Here is a 15,824-nt window from a genome sequence, read left to right on the forward strand (position 1 = left end):
GAAAGGACTTCGGCTGCGCAGCAGACGAGCTCACGCAGCAGGCGTGCTACCGTTCGCTGGATCGATTTCTCCAGCGCCGAGCGCGATCGCATTAACAGCGTCATTGATTCACTGAATGAACCGGGTACGCTCGATGAACTGGGCATAGGCCAGGTTCGCGACGGTTTCGCTAATCTGTTGTTTCCCGGTTTCTCGACCATCCAGACCCGCGCCAAATACCTTGTGACCCTGCCGCGTTTGCTGCATGAGTATCTCGACCTGCGGGAAAGTTCATGGCGCTGCCCACCGGCTGAGCCGTGGTTACAGGAGAGAGAAAACCAGCTGGCGCAAGCGCTGGTGGCTAACAGCCAGAAGCAGGGGCTGCACATCACGGGAATAATCGGCAGTGCCAACCTCGACAGCGGTGTTGCCCGTCGGCCGTCTTCCGTTTACTGGAACGCGCTGCGTCAGCTCGGCATTATCAATACCAGCGCTTCGCTGGCGCGTTTCTACCGCGAGCTGGACGCGCATGGGGCAAAATCGGGAAGCGCAGGTTATGACGATGAGGACGACAGACAACCCTCTTTGCGTCAGCGTATTCAGCGTAACGGTATACCCGATGCCGACTGGGCGGAAAAGGCCACCATCACCCTGCAACCGCAGGAAGCCGAGTTTCTGCGCAATAAATTCCTCCACGGCCGCCATCCCGACAGCGTCATGACCCAGATATTTCAGCTACGGCTGGAAAGCGACGCGCAGAAGTGCCAGAACTTCAGCACGCTGGTGGGCTATCTCACGGCGCAACCGGCTTTGTCTGAGCACTGCCGTTATTTACTGACGCAGGCAGAAGCCTTCAGCGTGGCGCTGGAAGGGGCGCATCTGCGCTATAACCTGCTGCTACAAGATGATCCTGATTGCGGCTGGCATCAGGATTTTACCACGTGGCGTGAACAGGTTGCCGGGCTTAACCTGTTTCAGAACAACCCGTCAGAGCGCTGGCTGGGCTGCCTGCCCACGGGGATTAATCAGACTACCCGCCATTTCATCACGCAGTGGTGTGAATTAATGGCCGCCGGAGCAGAGGATCGGCAGCTGGATACACTGGTTTCTCAGCAGGCGATGAAAAACAAAGGGCCGCGCTGCCTGCTGCATTTCCCGGCGCCAGAACAGTGGGTGGGAAACCGCAGGCTTGAGTATCGCTGGCCCGTCGCGCAGCGGTTTATCCGCGATATCACGGGAGCACTGCGATGATTTCGCCACGGCAACAGCGACTGGACTACGGCGAGCAGCTCTCTCCTCCGCCGGGATATCAGCTGGACGCGGCTATCGCCACCACTTACTCACTCGACCTCAAGGCGCTGCTGGCGGTGCCGGTGGCGCTGTGTAACGGCGGCGAGCTGTCAGAAGATCTCAAAGAGCAGGCCATCTTCGACGTTATCGCTGCGCTCAGCCGGGTCAGGACAAGGCTGCGGGTATTCTATCAGCAGGGTAACATTCACGTGCCAGAGCGCTGGAACCCAGCCTTCAGCCTGCTGGAAAGCTGTCTGGTGCCCGTCATACCCCAGCAGGATGAGGGAAAACAGGGTGCATTTTGCTCCTTCCACCCGAAGATCTGGCTACTGCGTTTCATCAGCGATCAGCCGCGTCAGCCGGTACGATTTCGCCTGCTGGTGATGTCGCGTAACCTGACCCTCGATAGCAGCATGGATCTGGCCGTAAAGCTGGAAGGCGAGGTGGTTGGCGGCGCACAGATCGCGGAAAACCGGCCTCTGCGCGACTTTGTTGCTGGCCTGCTGACCTTCGCGCCATTACCTGACCAACAGCAGCTGTTGCGCGAGCTGGCTAAAGTGCAGTGGCGTACGCCTGCGGACTTCTCTTCACTGGCTTTCATGCCAACCCTGCCTGCGCATGGCATGACAGCAAGCCCGGTAGCATTATCTGGACCTTACGATCGCCTGCTGGTGATGTCCCCCTTTATCCGCAGCGGACGCAACAATATTGCTGCGCTGGATAATCTGGCGGCAAGCTGCCCTGACGGAGAGCGTTATCTGTTCTCCAATGCGCGCGAACTTGATGCTATCGGTGCGGAGAAACTGCAAGGCTGGCAGTGCTACTCGCTCAGTGAGGCGGCCATCGGTGCGCTGGAGCGTCAGGAACGGGAAGGCAGTAGCGCAGACGGTCAGCCTCTCAACCTGCATGCCAAGCTGGTCGTCGTGCAGCGTGGTAAAAGCAGCCGCTGGCACCTTGGCTCGGCGAACGCCACCAATGCCGCGCTGGGTGATGGTCAACAGCACCCACGTAACAGTGAGTTTATGCTGCAGCTAAACGGCAGCAGCCGGGCGATTGGGATGGATAATCTGCTTCCCCAGCTGCTGGAAGGCGGATTATTTACCGAACATCAGATGTCACCCTGGCAGGAAGAGTGCGATGACGCCGGGCTGGAACAGGCGCTGCGCAGGCTTTGCTGGAATCTGACCAGGGAAAGCTGGAAGCTGAGCGTCACCTCCGGCCCCACTGGCTACGCATTACAGCTGCAGCTACCGACGGTGAAAATTGGCGCGCAGTTTAAGGTGGAGGTGTCGTTGGCCCAGGGGGGGGCGCAATTATGGCAGCCTCAGCTTAGCTGGCACGGTATTTCGCTGCTGGAGATCTCCACGCTATTTGTCCTCACTGTTTACGCTTCATACTCTGATGGCAGCCCATGGCGCAAAACCACAAGGCTGGTGCAGGTGGCGCTGGACGACGGTGCAGAGCTGTTGGCGGCGCGTGAGAATGCGCTGATGAGCCAGCTGATCGGTGATGAAAAAAAGTTCATTCACTATCTCTCCTGCCTGCTGGATACCCGGCATCAGTCCAGCCTGAGCGCGGCAGATCGGGACAGGCATGTTGCACCGGCAGAGGGTGAATCATCCCTGTTCAGCAGCGGAGAGCCGCTGTATGAAAAGCTGTTAGATGCCGCAGCTCGCCAGCCTGAGTTGTTGCTACAGGTCGATCGGCTGGTGCAGCAGTTTGCCGACCAGCCAGCCATCATTTCCCCGGAATTTGTCGCGATGTGGCAATACTTTTCGCCTGCAAGGAGCAAATTATGAACGCCCCGGTTACCACGCTGCTAAATGACTCCCTGGAAAAATTGTGTGATTTCCAACGGGCCACCGTCGATAGCGTCATCGGTAGATTTGAGCAGGTCAGCCACAGTAAGCGGGTGCTGGTGGCTGATGAAGTGGGGCTGGGGAAAACGCGAGTGGCGGAAGGGGTGATCGTTAAGCTGTTACAACGTCACCTCAGCAGCGGCAGAACCGACCCGCTGCGCGTCACTTATATCTGCTCGAACCTTGCGCTGGCCGACAGCAATATTAAAAAGCTGCGCGTATTCAATAGCGCAGCCGACCGCAACCGCTATCTGCAACAGCCCAGCTATCGTCGGCTGCTGGAGGTGGCCATGCCGCTGACGCAGCAGGCCCAGGCAGGCAAGCTGCTGGAGATCTGCACGCTGACCCCTGCGGTTTCTTTCACGCTGACCAACGGCCATGGCAATGCGACCGAACGGGCGATTATGGTTAACCTGCTGTCGCAGCACCCTCGCGCGGCGGAGCCCTGGATTACCTCTTCGCTGGCGAAGCTTTTCCAGGGTGAGAGTATCAGCAGTGATAACTGGCAGTACGAAATGGAGAGGGTAGCGCAGTTACGCACAGCGCAGCCTGTGGTCTTAGCCGAATTTCTCCAGCGCCTGGACGCGAATTGTGATGACGAGCGCCTGAGCAGCGAAGATGAGAGCTGGATGGCGGTGATTAGCCGCTGCGCCCTGGCAAAAAAAGGCGCGATTTCCACCCTTCAGCAGCGGCTGTTGCGCATTCACTGTCGCCGGATGCTGGCACAAAGCTGTGCCGCCAGCCTGCAGGCCGACCTGTTTATTCTTGATGAGTTTCAGCGTTTCGACGATCTGCTGGGCGTCAATGAGGAGAGCGAAAGCTCGCTGATCGCCAGCGAGGTATTTCGTCAGAAAAACGATGCCTGCATCCTGCTGCTGTCAGCCACACCGTTTAAGGCGATGACCACTATTGATGAACAGAACAATGATGATACGCATTTAGCGGCGCTGACCCGGCTGCTGACTTTTTTACAGGGTGAGCGCATGACGCTGGTGCAGGACTATCATCAGGCACGCGTGGCGCTACACCAGCAGCTATTAAACTTTGGCCAGCGTCGGCTGGAGGTGAACCTTCTTGACAGTAGCCCACGCCAGCGCGTTGAAAACCTGCTGCGTCAGGTGATATGCCGCACGGAACGAAACCAGCTTATCCCGGATTTTAAACGGTTATACCATACGTCAGCTGTGGACACGCTCTCCTGTATGAGCCGTGAAGAAGTACAGGCCTGGCGTGAAATGGTCACCGTCGCGGAAGCGCTAAAAGAGAGTTATGGCGATAATTCAGCCCTGCGCACGCCGCTGCTCGAACTGAGCAAGTCATCCCCGTGGCTGCTCTCTTTTGCACACGGCTACAGCTTTTACCAAAATCTGAAGGACAAACGCCAGCCTAAAGCGGTGAGATCCGCGCTGAAAGCGGCACAGCATGCCTGGCTGGATCAATCAGGCCTGAACCGCTACCGGTTGAGTATGGCGGACGATGCTCCCCATGCGCTGTTACGCGCCGTCACGCCGGTGGTGTTTGCCGGCGGTGGCGAGCGGTTGTTGTGGGTGCCGCCTGCACGGCCATGGTATCCGTTCAGCGGCAGCTGGCAGGGCTGCGAAGGGTTCAGCAAGACCCTGCTGTTTTCTGCCTGGTCCGTCGTGCCGCGAATGCTCAGTGCGCTATGGAGCTATGAGGCCGAGCGGCGCTTACTGTTGAAAGTGAAGAAAAAGCCCGATTACTGGAGCGAGAAAACCCACGTTTCCCCGCTGCGTCTGGAGGCGAAATCTTCACTGACCGGTTGGGGGCTGCTCTATCCGGCACGTTATCCCGACCAGCTGACCCCGTTTACCACGGCTGACTCACTGGACGCTATGCTTAACGCACGTTTGCCGGCCATCGACGCAATGCTGGATAATTTTTCCCATCTGGAAACCCCTTCGGGCAGCGGTCTTGACTGGTACATTCTGGCTCCATTACTCATCGATCGCCATCTGGGCTTTGGTGATTGGATCGAGGCCTGGCTGGATAAAGCAGCAGGCGAGGCAGACGCAGAAGGGCGGCAGGCATCGCTGCAGCGCGTCAGGTTGCTGCTTGAAGGCAAGAGAAAACCCGGAGTGATGCCGGACGATCTTGCCAGATACCTGGCGCTTATCGGGCTGGCAAGCCCGGCAACCTGTGCTTTGCGTTCGCTAAAGCATTTGCGTCCTGATGCGGCTGATTTGGCACTGCTTAAGCCAACGCTGATCATCGCCGAAGGTCTGATGGGCATGTTCAATCACTCCTATGCCAGTAAGGTGTTGAATGCGACAACTGAGAAAAAGCAGCCCTGGCTGCTGCGGGTTTTAACCTACTGTGCTGAAGGGAATTTACAGGCGATGCTGGATGAATACCTGCATCTCCTTCAGCAAAATGAAGGGAGCGCTGAGCAGGCATTTATCAGCGATGAAAGTGATGTTGTCAGCAGGATGCTGAGCGATGCCGCCACCGTGAATTTATCTCACCTGGACGTTAATTTTTACCCTGGCGGCAAGCCTGACAGCAAGAGAATGCACTGCCATTACGCGCTGGCGCTGTCCGAGAAAATTTCCAGTGATGAGAAGGTTCAGCGTACCATCAGCGTGCGGGACGCCTTCAATTCACCGTTCCGGCCATTCGTACTCAGTTCAACCTCAGTAGGTCAGGAAGGGCTTGATTTTCACTGGTACTGTCATCGCGTCATCCACTGGAATTTACCCTCTAACCCTATCGATATTGAACAGCGCGAAGGGCGGGTTAACCGCTATAAATCGTTTACCATCCGCAAGAGAATTGCTGAGCATATTAACGGATCTGCGCCAGCCGGCTGTGACCCCTGGCATTGGCTGTTTTCGCAGGCAGAGCAGGTAGCGAAGCAGCAGGGATTGAACGACCTGGCACCTTACTGGTTCTATCCCTTTGGTGAGACGTGTATTGAACGACTATTTCCGGCCATGCCGATGAGCCGGGACGTTGAGCGCCGGGATCGCTATCTCAGAATACTGGCTCTGTATCGTTTGACGTTTGGGCAACCCCAGCAGGAGGAACTGTTAGACATTCTGCTGAAATGCCAGTTAACCGAGGCGGAAGAGCGGCTAGTGTTGGAACGCCTTGCTATCGGCCTGGCACCGTACCAACTCGGGCAGCTGCGCGATGAGTCTGCGGCATAAGCTTTCCCTTCATTCACCCGCGCTTAGCGGTTATGCTAAGCGTTATCCACGCCCTAACCTCAGAGAAATACAATGAATATCGTTATCCGCCGCGCCGAACGCCCGGACGCTAAACTGATCCTCGCGATGATCGCCGAGCTGGCCGAATATGAGAAAGCGCTACATGAAGTGGTCGCCAGCCAGCAGGACATCGAAGAGTCGCTGTTCGCTGCGGAGAGCAAATCAGAAGCGCTAATCTGCGAAATCGACGGTGAGGCGGCGGGCTACGCGGTGTTCTTTACCAGCTACTCTACCTGGCTGGGCAAAAACGGTATTTATCTTGAAGATCTCTACGTCTCCCCGCGTTTTCGCGGCCATAAAGCCGGTAAAACCCTGCTGCGCCATATCGCCCAGCTGGCAGTCGCGCGCAACTGCGGTCGCCTGGAGTGGAGCGTGCTCGACTGGAACCAGCCTGCCATCGACTTCTACAAAAGCCTCGGCGCGGTTCCGCAGGATGAGTGGGTGCGCTACCGCATGGAAGGCAAGGTGCTGACGGATTTCGCTGAATCCTGAGAGGACTGAGTCACGTCTAAGCCGCTGCGCCGCAAGGAACAGCGGTTTTTTTATGCCACGAGGGCGGCTTTAGCAGAAAGTTCCGCAGGTTAATGTAAATTATTCAATTAGTGTATTGATAATTATTATCGTCTGTATATGATGTCGCAAATTATAAAAGAACGACTTGCCCCGCGCATCGCATTTTCGGGGCCATTAACCTGTTTCACCGGAAAGCACTGTTGAGCAAATACCAATAATTAAATCAGGTATTTATCATGCTCAAATTTTCGTCCCGCCAGGGGCTACTGCAGACATCGCTCGTCATGGGAACTTTACTCACCGCCACCGTCAGCAGCGCTGCGGAGCAGGGTGACGAGACCGCACAAACAGCACAGAACGCCAGCGGCCAGAAACCGTCCGATGCCGCCAGGCCGAAAGATGATGCGGTGATGACCGTGTTGTCGCCGGCGGTGAAAAACGTCGCCGGCAGCAAAATCACGCTCAGCGCGGCGGAGATGCAGCAGCGCGGCGGCAACGACTTTGGCACCATCATGCGTTATGAAACGCTGATCGGTGCGGTCGGCAGCAGCGGTGGATCCACCAGCGGTAAAAGCGGCTTCGACCGCAGCGGCTACACCGGCTACAACATCCGTGGTCTGGAAGGTAACCGCATCGCGATGGACGTTGACGGCATCCCGCAGCCAGACGCGACCGGGCGCAGCTACGCCAGCCGTGCCGGGGTAAATACCTTCGGTATCGGTCGCGACTACGTAGATCCTTATCTTTACGGCCAGGTCGACATCGAAGTCGGCGCAACCTCTACGGCGCGCAGCAATAACGCGCTCGGTGGCTCCGTCTCCTTCCTGCCAAAATCTGCCGATGACTACCTGGCGCCGTCAAAACCGACCTACTTTGGCTACCAGAGCGATTACGACTCCTCCAACCGCAGCTGGCACAACGGCATTACCGCGGCGATGGGCGATGAAACCCTGCGCGGGCTGGTGGCTTACAGCCGCCGCGACGGGCAGGAGACGCGCAACAACAGCGGCGAGCGGGATGCTTACCCGGCTAACTGGCACTCCGATGCGTTTCTCGCCTCCGGCATCTGGCAGCCCAGCGACGAGCACAAGCTGATAGCTACCTTCGATCTCTACAACAAGGTGAACCACACCCGTTACGACAGCTGGAACACCGCCGGCACAGCGGTACTGGGCGATGCCAATCAGCAGAGCAATACCCGCCGCTGGGGCATCAGCCTGAAAGATGAGTGGACGCCGGCAAACGCGTGGATCGACAGCCTGAGCAACAAGGTCTACTACCAGAAAACCGAAGCGCACGACAACACCCTGATGCCGCTGGATGCGTCATCCATGCAGCGCGTCTATTCTGACTACAACGTTGAAACGGTGGGCTACGAAGCCCAGCTGGCGAAAAGCATTGGCCGTCACGATCTGCTCGCCGGGGTCAATGCCCGTCTGGCCGATGCGGAGCGTCCATTCAGCCAGTCCCCGGCGCAGACCTCGTTCAATAAGATCACCAAACCCCAGGGCGACAGCCGCACCGTGGTTCTGGGTGGTTTCGTGCAGGACACCATTCAGTTCGATCTCGACGGTCACGGCTTTGCGGTAGTGCCCGGCGTGCGCGTGGCACATCAGGAAACCAAACCGCAGAACCTCGATAACCTCGCCGCCGGCACCGACGTGCTGACCGGGGCCGATGCCGAAGCGCTGTACGGTAAAACCAACAGCGACACGCAGGTGCTGCCGTCCATCAGCTTCAACTACGACATCACGCCAAAGCTGATGACCTATGTGCAGTACAAGCGCGGGGCGCAGTTCCCGAATGCCAGCCAGCTGTACGGCTCGTGGAACCTCGGCTCCAACTATCTGGCCGGCCGCCAGTACGCGCTGATCGGCAACACCGATCTCGATACCGAAACCAGCAACAACGTTGAGTGGGGCGTAAAGGGCGAAGCCACGCCAGGGGTCACCTTCAGCGGCGCGATGTTCTATAACAGCTATAAAAACTTTATTGCCTATACCCGCTACAGCCGCGCCACCAACCCGGAGAAATTCGCCAACGTGCCGTCGAATATCGCCACCACTTATCAGGCGGAAAACCGCGATAAAGCCTACATCTGGGGCGGCAACATCAGTAGCAAAATTAACTACGGCACCTGGTTTGAAGCGGTTAATGGTCTGAACAGCACCTTCGCGCTGGGGTACAGCAAAGGGCAGTCGAAGTCCAGCTATGCGGGCGACAAGTATGTTGACCTCGACAGCGTGGCACCGATGAAAGCCGTGGTCGGCGTGGGCTGGGACGACCCGGCACAGCGCTTTGGTGCCAATGTCACCGCAACCTTTGTGAAGGGCAAGCAGGCGGAAAACACCAATCGCAACAGCTTCAACAACAGTGGCTCGGCGCTGACCGATGCCACTTCCGAGTACCAGCGCGTGCCGGGCTACGGCATGGTGGATCTCTCCGCGTGGGTGAAGGTGACGAAGAACGTCAGGTTGAGCGGCGGCATCTATAACCTGACCGATCGCAAATACTGGGACTACCTCAGCAGCCGCGACCTGACCGGGGAGACCCCGATGGATATCAACGACCGCTCACTGGCCGTCATGCCGGGGCGTAATTTCCAGCTGGGTGTGAACGTCGATTTCTGATGTAAGGCTCAGGATTAACCATAAGGTCGGGCTTGCCCGGCCTTTTTTGTGCCTGCCAGAGCAATTGTCTGTTTTGTGATCTGGATTGTAGTACAACTTTATCCATTAGTACTACAATCCGCTCATCCACTGCCGCCGCTGACCTGCAGCTCACCGAATGGAAAATCATGACGCAAGAACAGCTAAGTAAAACCGAACGCATCATCCTGACCTTGGGCGAGGAGATCGTTTCGGGCAAATATGTTCCCGGCGGCGCGCTGCCTGCCGAAGCCGAGCTGTGCGAACGCTTTACCACCTCGCGCAATATTATTCGCGAGGTGTTTCGCTCGCTGATGGCGAAACGCCTGATGGAGATGAAGCGCTATCGCGGCGCGTTCGTCACCCTGCGCAACCAGTGGAACTATCTCGACAGCGACGTGCTGCGCTGGTCGCTGGCGCATGATGACGACCCGCGCCTGATCGCCGCCATGAACGAAGTGCGCGTGCTGGTAGAGCCGCAAATTGCGCGCTGGTCGGCGGAGCGCGCCACCTCCAGCGATCTGGCGAATATCGAGATGGCCTGGAACGAGATGGTGGCGAACCGCCGCGACCGCGATGCCTTTAACCAGGCGGATATTCGCTACCACGAAGCGGTGATGGCCTCGGTGCATAACCCGGTGCTGCAACAGCTTAACGTTGCGATTGGCGAGCTGCAAAAAGCGGTGTTTGACCGCACCTTTATGCCGGACGAAGCCAATATGCCGCGTACGCTGGAGGAGCATAAAGCTCTGCTGGATGCCATTCGCCATCAGGATGCCGATGCCGCTGAGCAGGCGGCGAAAACCATGATTGCCAGCTCAACGGGGCGCCTTAAGGAGATAATGTGAACAGCTATATCGCCATCGACTGGGGATCCACCAATTTACGCGCCTGGCACTATCAGCAGGGCGCATGTGTTGAACAGCGCCGCTCAGAGGCGGGCGTCACGCGCCTTAACGGTCGCCGCTGCGCCGAGGTGTTTGCTGAAGTGACCGCCGGCTGGCCGGTGGATGACGTGCCGGTGGTCATGGCCGGGATGGTCGGCAGCAACGCGGGCTGGCAGCCGGTGCCGTACCTTAGTTGCCCGGTGCGCTTGAGCGACATTGCCGCTCGCCTGACCCGCGTCGATAACCGTGCCTGGGTGGTGCCCGGGCTGAGCGTGCAGCGGGAGGATAACGCCAATGTCATGCGCGGTGAAGAGACGCAGCTGCTGGGCGCACTTCAGCTCGCCCCGGCGGACGTTTACGTGATGCCCGGCACCCATGCCAAGTGGGTGCAGGCCGAAGCGGACAAAATTATCGATTTTCGTACCGTCATGACCGGTGAGCTGCACCACCTGCTGTTAACGCAGTCGCTGGTGGGGGCGGGGCTGCCTGAGCAGCGTGAGGATCGCGCCGCTTTTCGCGACGGGCTGGCGATAGGCAGCAGCGACCGCTCCATTCTCTCCCGGCTGTTTGAAGTGCGTGCGGCACACGTGCTGGGGGTGCGTGACCGGGCGACGATTAGCGATTTTCTCTCCGGCCTGTTAATTGGCCACGAAGCGGCGCTGATGGCCGGGCAGTACGCGGTGAAGGCCGGGCGTCCGGTGACGATTATAGCCGGGGAGGCGCTGGCGCAGCGCTATCAGCAGGCGCTGCGTTTTGTCGGCCTCAATACACAAACGCTGGCGGGCGATAGCGCCTTCCAGCATGGGATAAGGAGCATAGCCAATGAGCTGGCAGACTAAATTACCGTTAATCGCCATTTTACGCGGCATCCGTCCGCAGGAAGCGCAGGAGCATATTGCCGCGCTGATCGCCGCAGGGTTCGACGCCATCGAGATCCCGCTTAACTCCCCGGAGTGGGCGGTCAGCATTAGCGAAGCCGTGCAGAACTTCGGCGATAAAGCCCTGATCGGTGCTGGAACGGTACTGAAAGTGGAGCAGGTTGAGCAGCTGGCGCAGATCAAAAGCCAGCTGGTGGTGACGCCAAATACCAACGCCGCGGTGATCCGCCGTGCGGTCGATTGCGGGATGGTGGTGGCCGCCGGGTGCGCGACCGCGACCGAAGCGTTTACCGCGCTGGAAGCCGGTGCGCAAACCCTGAAAATTTTCCCATCTTCCGCCTTTGGCCCTGACTATATCAAAGCCCTTAAGGCGGTGCTGCCTGCCGACGTTCCGGTGTTTGCCGTCGGCGGCGTGACCCCGGAAAACTTAAAAGATTTTATGGCGGCGGGCTGCATTGGCGCCGGGCTGGGCAGCGATCTCTATCGCGCCGGGCAGCCGCTGGCGCGCACCGTTGAACAGGCTCAGGCATTTATTCACGCTTATAAGGACGCGTTACGATGAAAATTACCAAACTGACGACTTACCGCCTACCGCCGCGCTGGATGTTCCTCAAAATTGAAACTGACGAAGGCGTATTCGGTTGGGGCGAGCCAGTAATAGAAGGGGGCGCACGCAGCGTGGAAGCGGCGGTGCACGAGATGTCACACTATCTGATCGGCCAGGATCCGGCGCGCATCAACGATCTCTGGCAGGTCATGTATCGCGGCGGTTTCTATCGCGGTGGCCCAACCCTGATGAGCGCCATTGCGGGTATCGACCAGGCGCTGTGGGATATTAAGGGCAAAGTGCTCGGCGTCCCGGTCTATCAGCTGCTGGGCGGGCTGGTGCGCGACAGCATCAAAGCCTACAGCTGGGTCGGCGGCGACCGCCCGGCAGATGCCATCGCAGGGATCAAAAAGCTGCGCACCATCGGCTTCGACACCTTTAAGCTGAACGGCTGTGAAGAGATGGGCATTATCGATAACTCGCGTAAGATCGATACCGCCGTTAATACCGTGGCGCAGATCCGTGAAGCGTTTGGCAGTGAGATTGAGTTCGGTCTCGACTTCCACGGCCGCGTCAGTGCGCCAATGGCGAAAGTGCTGATCAAAGAGCTGGAGCCGTATCGTCCGCTGTTTATCGAAGAACCGGTGCTGGCAGAGCAGGCGGAGTACTATCCGAAACTGGCGGCACAAACCCATATTCCGATTGCCGCCGGTGAGCGCATGTTCTCGCGCTTCGAGTTTAAACGCGTGCTGGAAGCGGGCGGTCTCGCTATTCTGCAACCCGATCTCTCCCACGCGGGCGGCATTACCGAGTGCTATAAAATTGCCGCGATGGCTGAATCTTACGATGTGGCGCTGGCGCCGCACTGCCCGCTGGGACCGATTGCGCTGGCAGCCTGCCTGCACGTCGATTTTGTCTCGCGCAATGCGGTATTCCAGGAGCAGAGTATGGGCATCCATTATAATAAGGGCGCCGAACTTCTCGACTACGTGATTAATAAAGACGACTTTAAAATGGATGGCGGTCATTTCTATCCGTTAAATAAACCCGGCCTCGGCGTAGAAATAAACGAAGAGCTGGTGATTGAGCGCAGTAAAAATGCCCCGGACTGGCGTAATCCATTATGGCGTTTCGCGGATGGTTCCGTGGCGGAATGGTAAATATCCTTCATTCTTCGAGCCGCAGATGCGTTGGCTTCACCCGCTCACCGCAGTCACATAGCTTACTATGCTGCTGGAGGCTCACGGGCTTGCCGCCTTCCTGCTGCTCGAATTATTTTGGATATTAATTAAGAATGCACAGCCATTAACGATATTAGTGGCAAAGTGTACCGTTCCATTTATCCGGCAAATGTTTTTATCAAATTATTAGAAAGATAAACCTCTCACCGGGCGGGTAAATCTCGCCCTGAAACCCTACGGAGCCCTATTATGGACATCTCTGACGTTAATACCAGGCCTACGCGTCGGCGCTATTTAACCCTGCTGATGATTTTTATTACCGTGGTGATTTGCTATGTCGACCGCGCCAACCTGGCGGTGGCCTCGGCACATATTCAGGAAGAGTTTGGCATCAGCAAAGCGCAGATGGGCTACGTCTTCTCGGCCTTTGCATGGCTGTATACCCTATGCCAGATCCCCGGCGGCTGGTTCCTTGACCGCGTCGGTTCGCGCCTGACCTATTTCATCGCCATCTTCGGCTGGTCGGTGGCGACGCTGCTGCAAGGCTTTGCCAGCGGATTAATGTCGCTGATTGGCCTGCGCGCGATTACCGGTATCTTTGAAGCGCCGGCCTTCCCGACCAATAATCGCCTGGTGACCAGCTGGTTCCCGGAGCAGGAGCGTGCTTCGGCCGTGGGTTTTTACACTTCCGGGCAGTTTGTCGGCCTGGCATTTCTGACGCCGCTGCTGATCTGGATCCAGGAGATACTGAGCTGGCACTGGGTGTTTATCATTACCGGCGGCATCGGCATTATCTGGTCATTTGTCTGGATCAAAGTCTACCAGGCTCCGCGCAAAAGCCAGGGTATCAACCAGGCCGAGCTGGAGTACATTCGCGACGGCGGGGCGATGATCGACGGCGATGCCCCCTCAGAGAAGAAAAACCGCGTTAAAATGACGGCGGCTGACTGGAAGCTGGTGTTCCACCGCAAGCTGTGCGGCGTTTACCTCGGGCAGTTTGCCGTGACCTCGACGCTGTGGTTTTTCCTCACCTGGTTCCCTAACTATTTGACCCAGGAGAAACATATTGCGGCACTTACCGCTGGTTTTATGACGACCGTGCCGTTCCTCGCTGCCTTTTTCGGGGTGATCCTCTCCGGCATTGTCGCCGACCGTCTGGTGCGCAGCGGCCGCTCGCTGGGCTTTGCGCGTAAAACGCCGATCATCTGCGGGCTGCTGATCTCCACCTGCATTATGGGCGCCAACTACACCAACGATCCGGTTTGGATCATGGTACTGATGGCGGTGGCGTTCTTCGGCAACGGCTTTGCTTCAATCACCTGGTCGCTGGTCTCTTCGCTGGCGCCGGTGCGTCTGATTGGTTTAACCGGTGGGGTATTCAACTTTATTGGCGGGCTGGGTGGCATCACCGTGCCGCTGGTGGTGGGCTATCTGGCGCAGGATTATGGCTTCTCCCCGGCGCTGATCTATATCTCGGTGGTGGCGCTGATTGGTGCGCTGTCCTACATCCTGCTGGTCGGTGACGTGAAGCGCGTCGGTTAATTGAGATACGGTAAACTACGGGTCGGGCGTGCCCGACCCCTACGGTTGCAGCATCACGGAAAATAACGGGTCGGGGATGCCTGACGCCTGTCGATAGCAGCATCACGGAAAACAACGGGTCGGGGATGCCTGACGCCTGTCGATAGCAGCATAATGGAAACAACGGGTCGGGCGTGCCCGACCCGTACGGTTGCAGCATCACGGAAAACAACGGGTCGGGCGTGCCCGCCCCCCACGGTAGCAGCATCCGGGTTCAGGTAGGGGTCAGGCATGCCTGACCCGCTGTGGTGTTATTCGGCCGGTTTCACGTGCTGGTCAATATGGCCAAGGTCGCGCTCAGGGAAGCAGACGGCGCGCAGGCGGCGTTTGATCTCGGCGGCATCGGGGAAACCGTTATCAGTTTTGCGGTCCCAGATTATCTGGTCGTGGATCGCAATCTGGTAAACACCTCCGGTGCCGGGTATCAGCGTAACCGAGCCAAGGTCGGTGCTAAAGGTGTGCAGCAGCTCCTGCGCCATCCAGCTGGCGCGCAGCATCCAGTTGCACTGGGAGCAGTAGGTGATAGTGACAGCAGGCAGAGTCTTCATTATTCATCTCCTCACATTAGGGGCGGCACTACTTTCCTGCGCCAGCCATAAACATTCTTACCGCGCAGGCGGTCATCTCGCTGACCCGCTTCACGCTTAGCGGCGGCGCGTTGCGCTGGTAAATGCGGATCTCAATTTCTGCAGTCAGCAGGGCGAGGAACTGCAGCGCACGGATCTGCGGGTCGCCCATGCGCAGCACGCCGCTGTCCATCGCGCTGGAGAACAGTCGCGCCAGCCGTTCGATGCTTTCACGCGGCCCTGATTCGTAAAACAGCATCCCCATCTCCGAATGACCGGCTTCAGCCACCACCATGCGGTATACCGCCAGCGCGGTGTTGTTGGTGGTCATCACTTGCAGCATCTGCTCACCGAACAGCTGCAGCTTCTCGGTCAGCGACAGGCCTTTGCTGACGGAGGTATCCAGCGCACAGGCGGCGTCGGTCAGGTGCTGCGTCGCATAGGTGCGGATCACCGCGCTAAACAGCTCCTCTTTCGAGGGGAAATAGTTATACAGCGTGGTTTTCGAGCCACCCAGCCGCTTCGCCAGCTCATTCATTGAGGCGCGTTCATACCCCATCTCCTGGAACAGCTGAGCGGCGGCCTCCACAATCGCCTCACGGCGGGCTTCCGTTTTGACTTTCATCGCACCTCCCGCGAAAAATAAACCCGAGTGTACATTTTATTGA

Annotated in this window: 12 protein-coding genes; 10 read left to right on the forward strand and 2 right to left on the reverse strand. The window is 58.0% G+C overall.

Going from position 1 to position 15,824, the window contains the following annotated elements; genetic code table 11:
• From QLG07_RS15060 to QLG07_RS15105, 10 genes are all read left to right on the forward strand, one after another.
• Positions 1-1,230 (forward strand): DUF6361 family protein (locus tag QLG07_RS15060; protein WP_282469556.1); only part of this gene is annotated, 1,230 nt, incomplete at its 5' end.
• The gene (locus QLG07_RS15065) at positions 1,227-3,068 is read left to right on the forward strand and encodes a phospholipase D family protein (RefSeq protein WP_282469557.1); all 1,842 of its coding nucleotides are present in this window, start codon (positions 1,227-1,229) and stop codon (positions 3,066-3,068) included. The genes QLG07_RS15060 and QLG07_RS15065, both read left to right, overlap by 4 nt.
• Positions 3,065-6,295 (forward strand): helicase-related protein, encoded by a 3,231-nt coding sequence (locus QLG07_RS15070; RefSeq protein WP_282469558.1) that lies wholly within the window; start codon positions 3,065-3,067, stop codon positions 6,293-6,295. The genes QLG07_RS15065 and QLG07_RS15070 overlap by 4 nt, the downstream gene beginning before the upstream one ends.
• Before the next feature lie 72 nt (positions 6,296-6,367).
• The gene (locus tag QLG07_RS15075) at positions 6,368-6,847 is read left to right on the forward strand and encodes a GNAT family N-acetyltransferase (RefSeq protein WP_048916063.1); all 480 of its coding nucleotides are present in this window, start codon (positions 6,368-6,370) and stop codon (positions 6,845-6,847) included.
• Between the two features lie 257 nt (positions 6,848-7,104).
• The gene (locus QLG07_RS15080) at positions 7,105-9,498 is read left to right on the forward strand and encodes a TonB-dependent receptor (RefSeq protein ID WP_282469559.1); all 2,394 of its coding nucleotides are present in this window, start codon (positions 7,105-7,107) and stop codon (positions 9,496-9,498) included.
• A gap of 167 nt (positions 9,499-9,665) precedes the next feature.
• Entirely contained in the window at positions 9,666-10,364 is a 699-nt protein-coding gene (locus tag QLG07_RS15085) for a FadR/GntR family transcriptional regulator (RefSeq protein WP_048918011.1), read from the forward strand.
• Positions 10,361-11,242, forward strand: coding sequence for a 2-dehydro-3-deoxygalactonokinase (locus tag QLG07_RS15090; RefSeq protein WP_282469560.1), 882 nt, complete (start codon positions 10,361-10,363; stop codon positions 11,240-11,242). The genes QLG07_RS15085 and QLG07_RS15090 overlap by 4 nt, the downstream gene beginning before the upstream one ends.
• Positions 11,226-11,843: a 2-dehydro-3-deoxy-6-phosphogalactonate aldolase gene (locus QLG07_RS15095; protein ID WP_048918009.1), complete on the forward strand. Its 618-nt coding sequence runs from the start codon at positions 11,226-11,228 to the stop codon at positions 11,841-11,843. Before QLG07_RS15090 ends, QLG07_RS15095 begins: the two co-directional genes overlap by 17 nt.
• On the forward strand, positions 11,840-12,988 hold the full coding sequence (gene dgoD / locus QLG07_RS15100; RefSeq protein ID WP_048918008.1) for a galactonate dehydratase: 1,149 nt from the start codon (positions 11,840-11,842) through the stop codon (positions 12,986-12,988). Before QLG07_RS15095 ends, dgoD begins: the two co-directional genes overlap by 4 nt.
• A gap of 270 nt (positions 12,989-13,258) precedes the next feature.
• A complete protein-coding gene (locus QLG07_RS15105; protein WP_048918007.1) occupies positions 13,259-14,551 on the forward strand; it encodes an MFS transporter in 1,293 nt (430 codons plus the stop codon).
• Between the two features lie 290 nt (positions 14,552-14,841).
• Here the strand turns inward: QLG07_RS15105 and QLG07_RS15110 are convergent, their stop codons facing one another.
• Both QLG07_RS15110 and QLG07_RS15115 read right to left on the reverse strand, forming a co-directional pair.
• A complete protein-coding gene (locus QLG07_RS15110) occupies positions 14,842-15,138 on the reverse strand; it encodes a SelT/SelW/SelH family protein (RefSeq protein ID WP_048918006.1) in 297 nt (98 codons plus the stop codon).
• 28 nt (positions 15,139-15,166) lie between these two features.
• Complete coding sequence (locus QLG07_RS15115) at positions 15,167-15,781, reverse strand: TetR/AcrR family transcriptional regulator (protein ID WP_048918005.1); 615 nt, start codon at positions 15,779-15,781, stop codon at positions 15,167-15,169.
• Positions 15,782-15,824: the final 43 nt, after the last annotated feature.

The organism is Erwinia sp. V90_4 (assembly GCF_029967685.1).
In the GTDB taxonomy this organism is placed as follows: Bacteria; Pseudomonadota; Gammaproteobacteria; order Enterobacterales; family Enterobacteriaceae; genus Erwinia; species Erwinia aphidicola.

Bases quoted from the DNA above. Each gene is read 5' to 3' on its own strand.
- QLG07_RS15075 (WP_048916063.1), top strand. From the start codon at position 6,368: ATGAATATCGTTATCCGCCGCGCCGAACGCCCGGACGCTAAACTGATC.
- QLG07_RS15070 (WP_282469558.1), top strand. From the start codon at position 3,065: ATGAACGCCCCGGTTACCACGCTGCTAAATGACTCCCTGGAAAAATTG.
- QLG07_RS15085 (WP_048918011.1), top strand. From the start codon at position 9,666: ATGACGCAAGAACAGCTAAGTAAAACCGAACGCATCATCCTGACCTTG.
- QLG07_RS15095 (WP_048918009.1), top strand. From the start codon at position 11,226: ATGAGCTGGCAGACTAAATTACCGTTAATCGCCATTTTACGCGGCATC.
- QLG07_RS15115 (WP_048918005.1), bottom strand. From the start codon at position 15,781: ATGAAAGTCAAAACGGAAGCCCGCCGTGAGGCGATTGTGGAGGCCGCC.
- QLG07_RS15105 (WP_048918007.1), top strand. From the start codon at position 13,259: ATGGACATCTCTGACGTTAATACCAGGCCTACGCGTCGGCGCTATTTA.
- QLG07_RS15110 (WP_048918006.1), bottom strand. From the start codon at position 15,138: ATGAAGACTCTGCCTGCTGTCACTATCACCTACTGCTCCCAGTGCAAC.
- QLG07_RS15065 (WP_282469557.1), top strand. From the start codon at position 1,227: ATGATTTCGCCACGGCAACAGCGACTGGACTACGGCGAGCAGCTCTCT.
- QLG07_RS15080 (WP_282469559.1), top strand. From the start codon at position 7,105: ATGCTCAAATTTTCGTCCCGCCAGGGGCTACTGCAGACATCGCTCGTC.
- dgoD (WP_048918008.1), top strand. From the start codon at position 11,840: ATGAAAATTACCAAACTGACGACTTACCGCCTACCGCCGCGCTGGATG.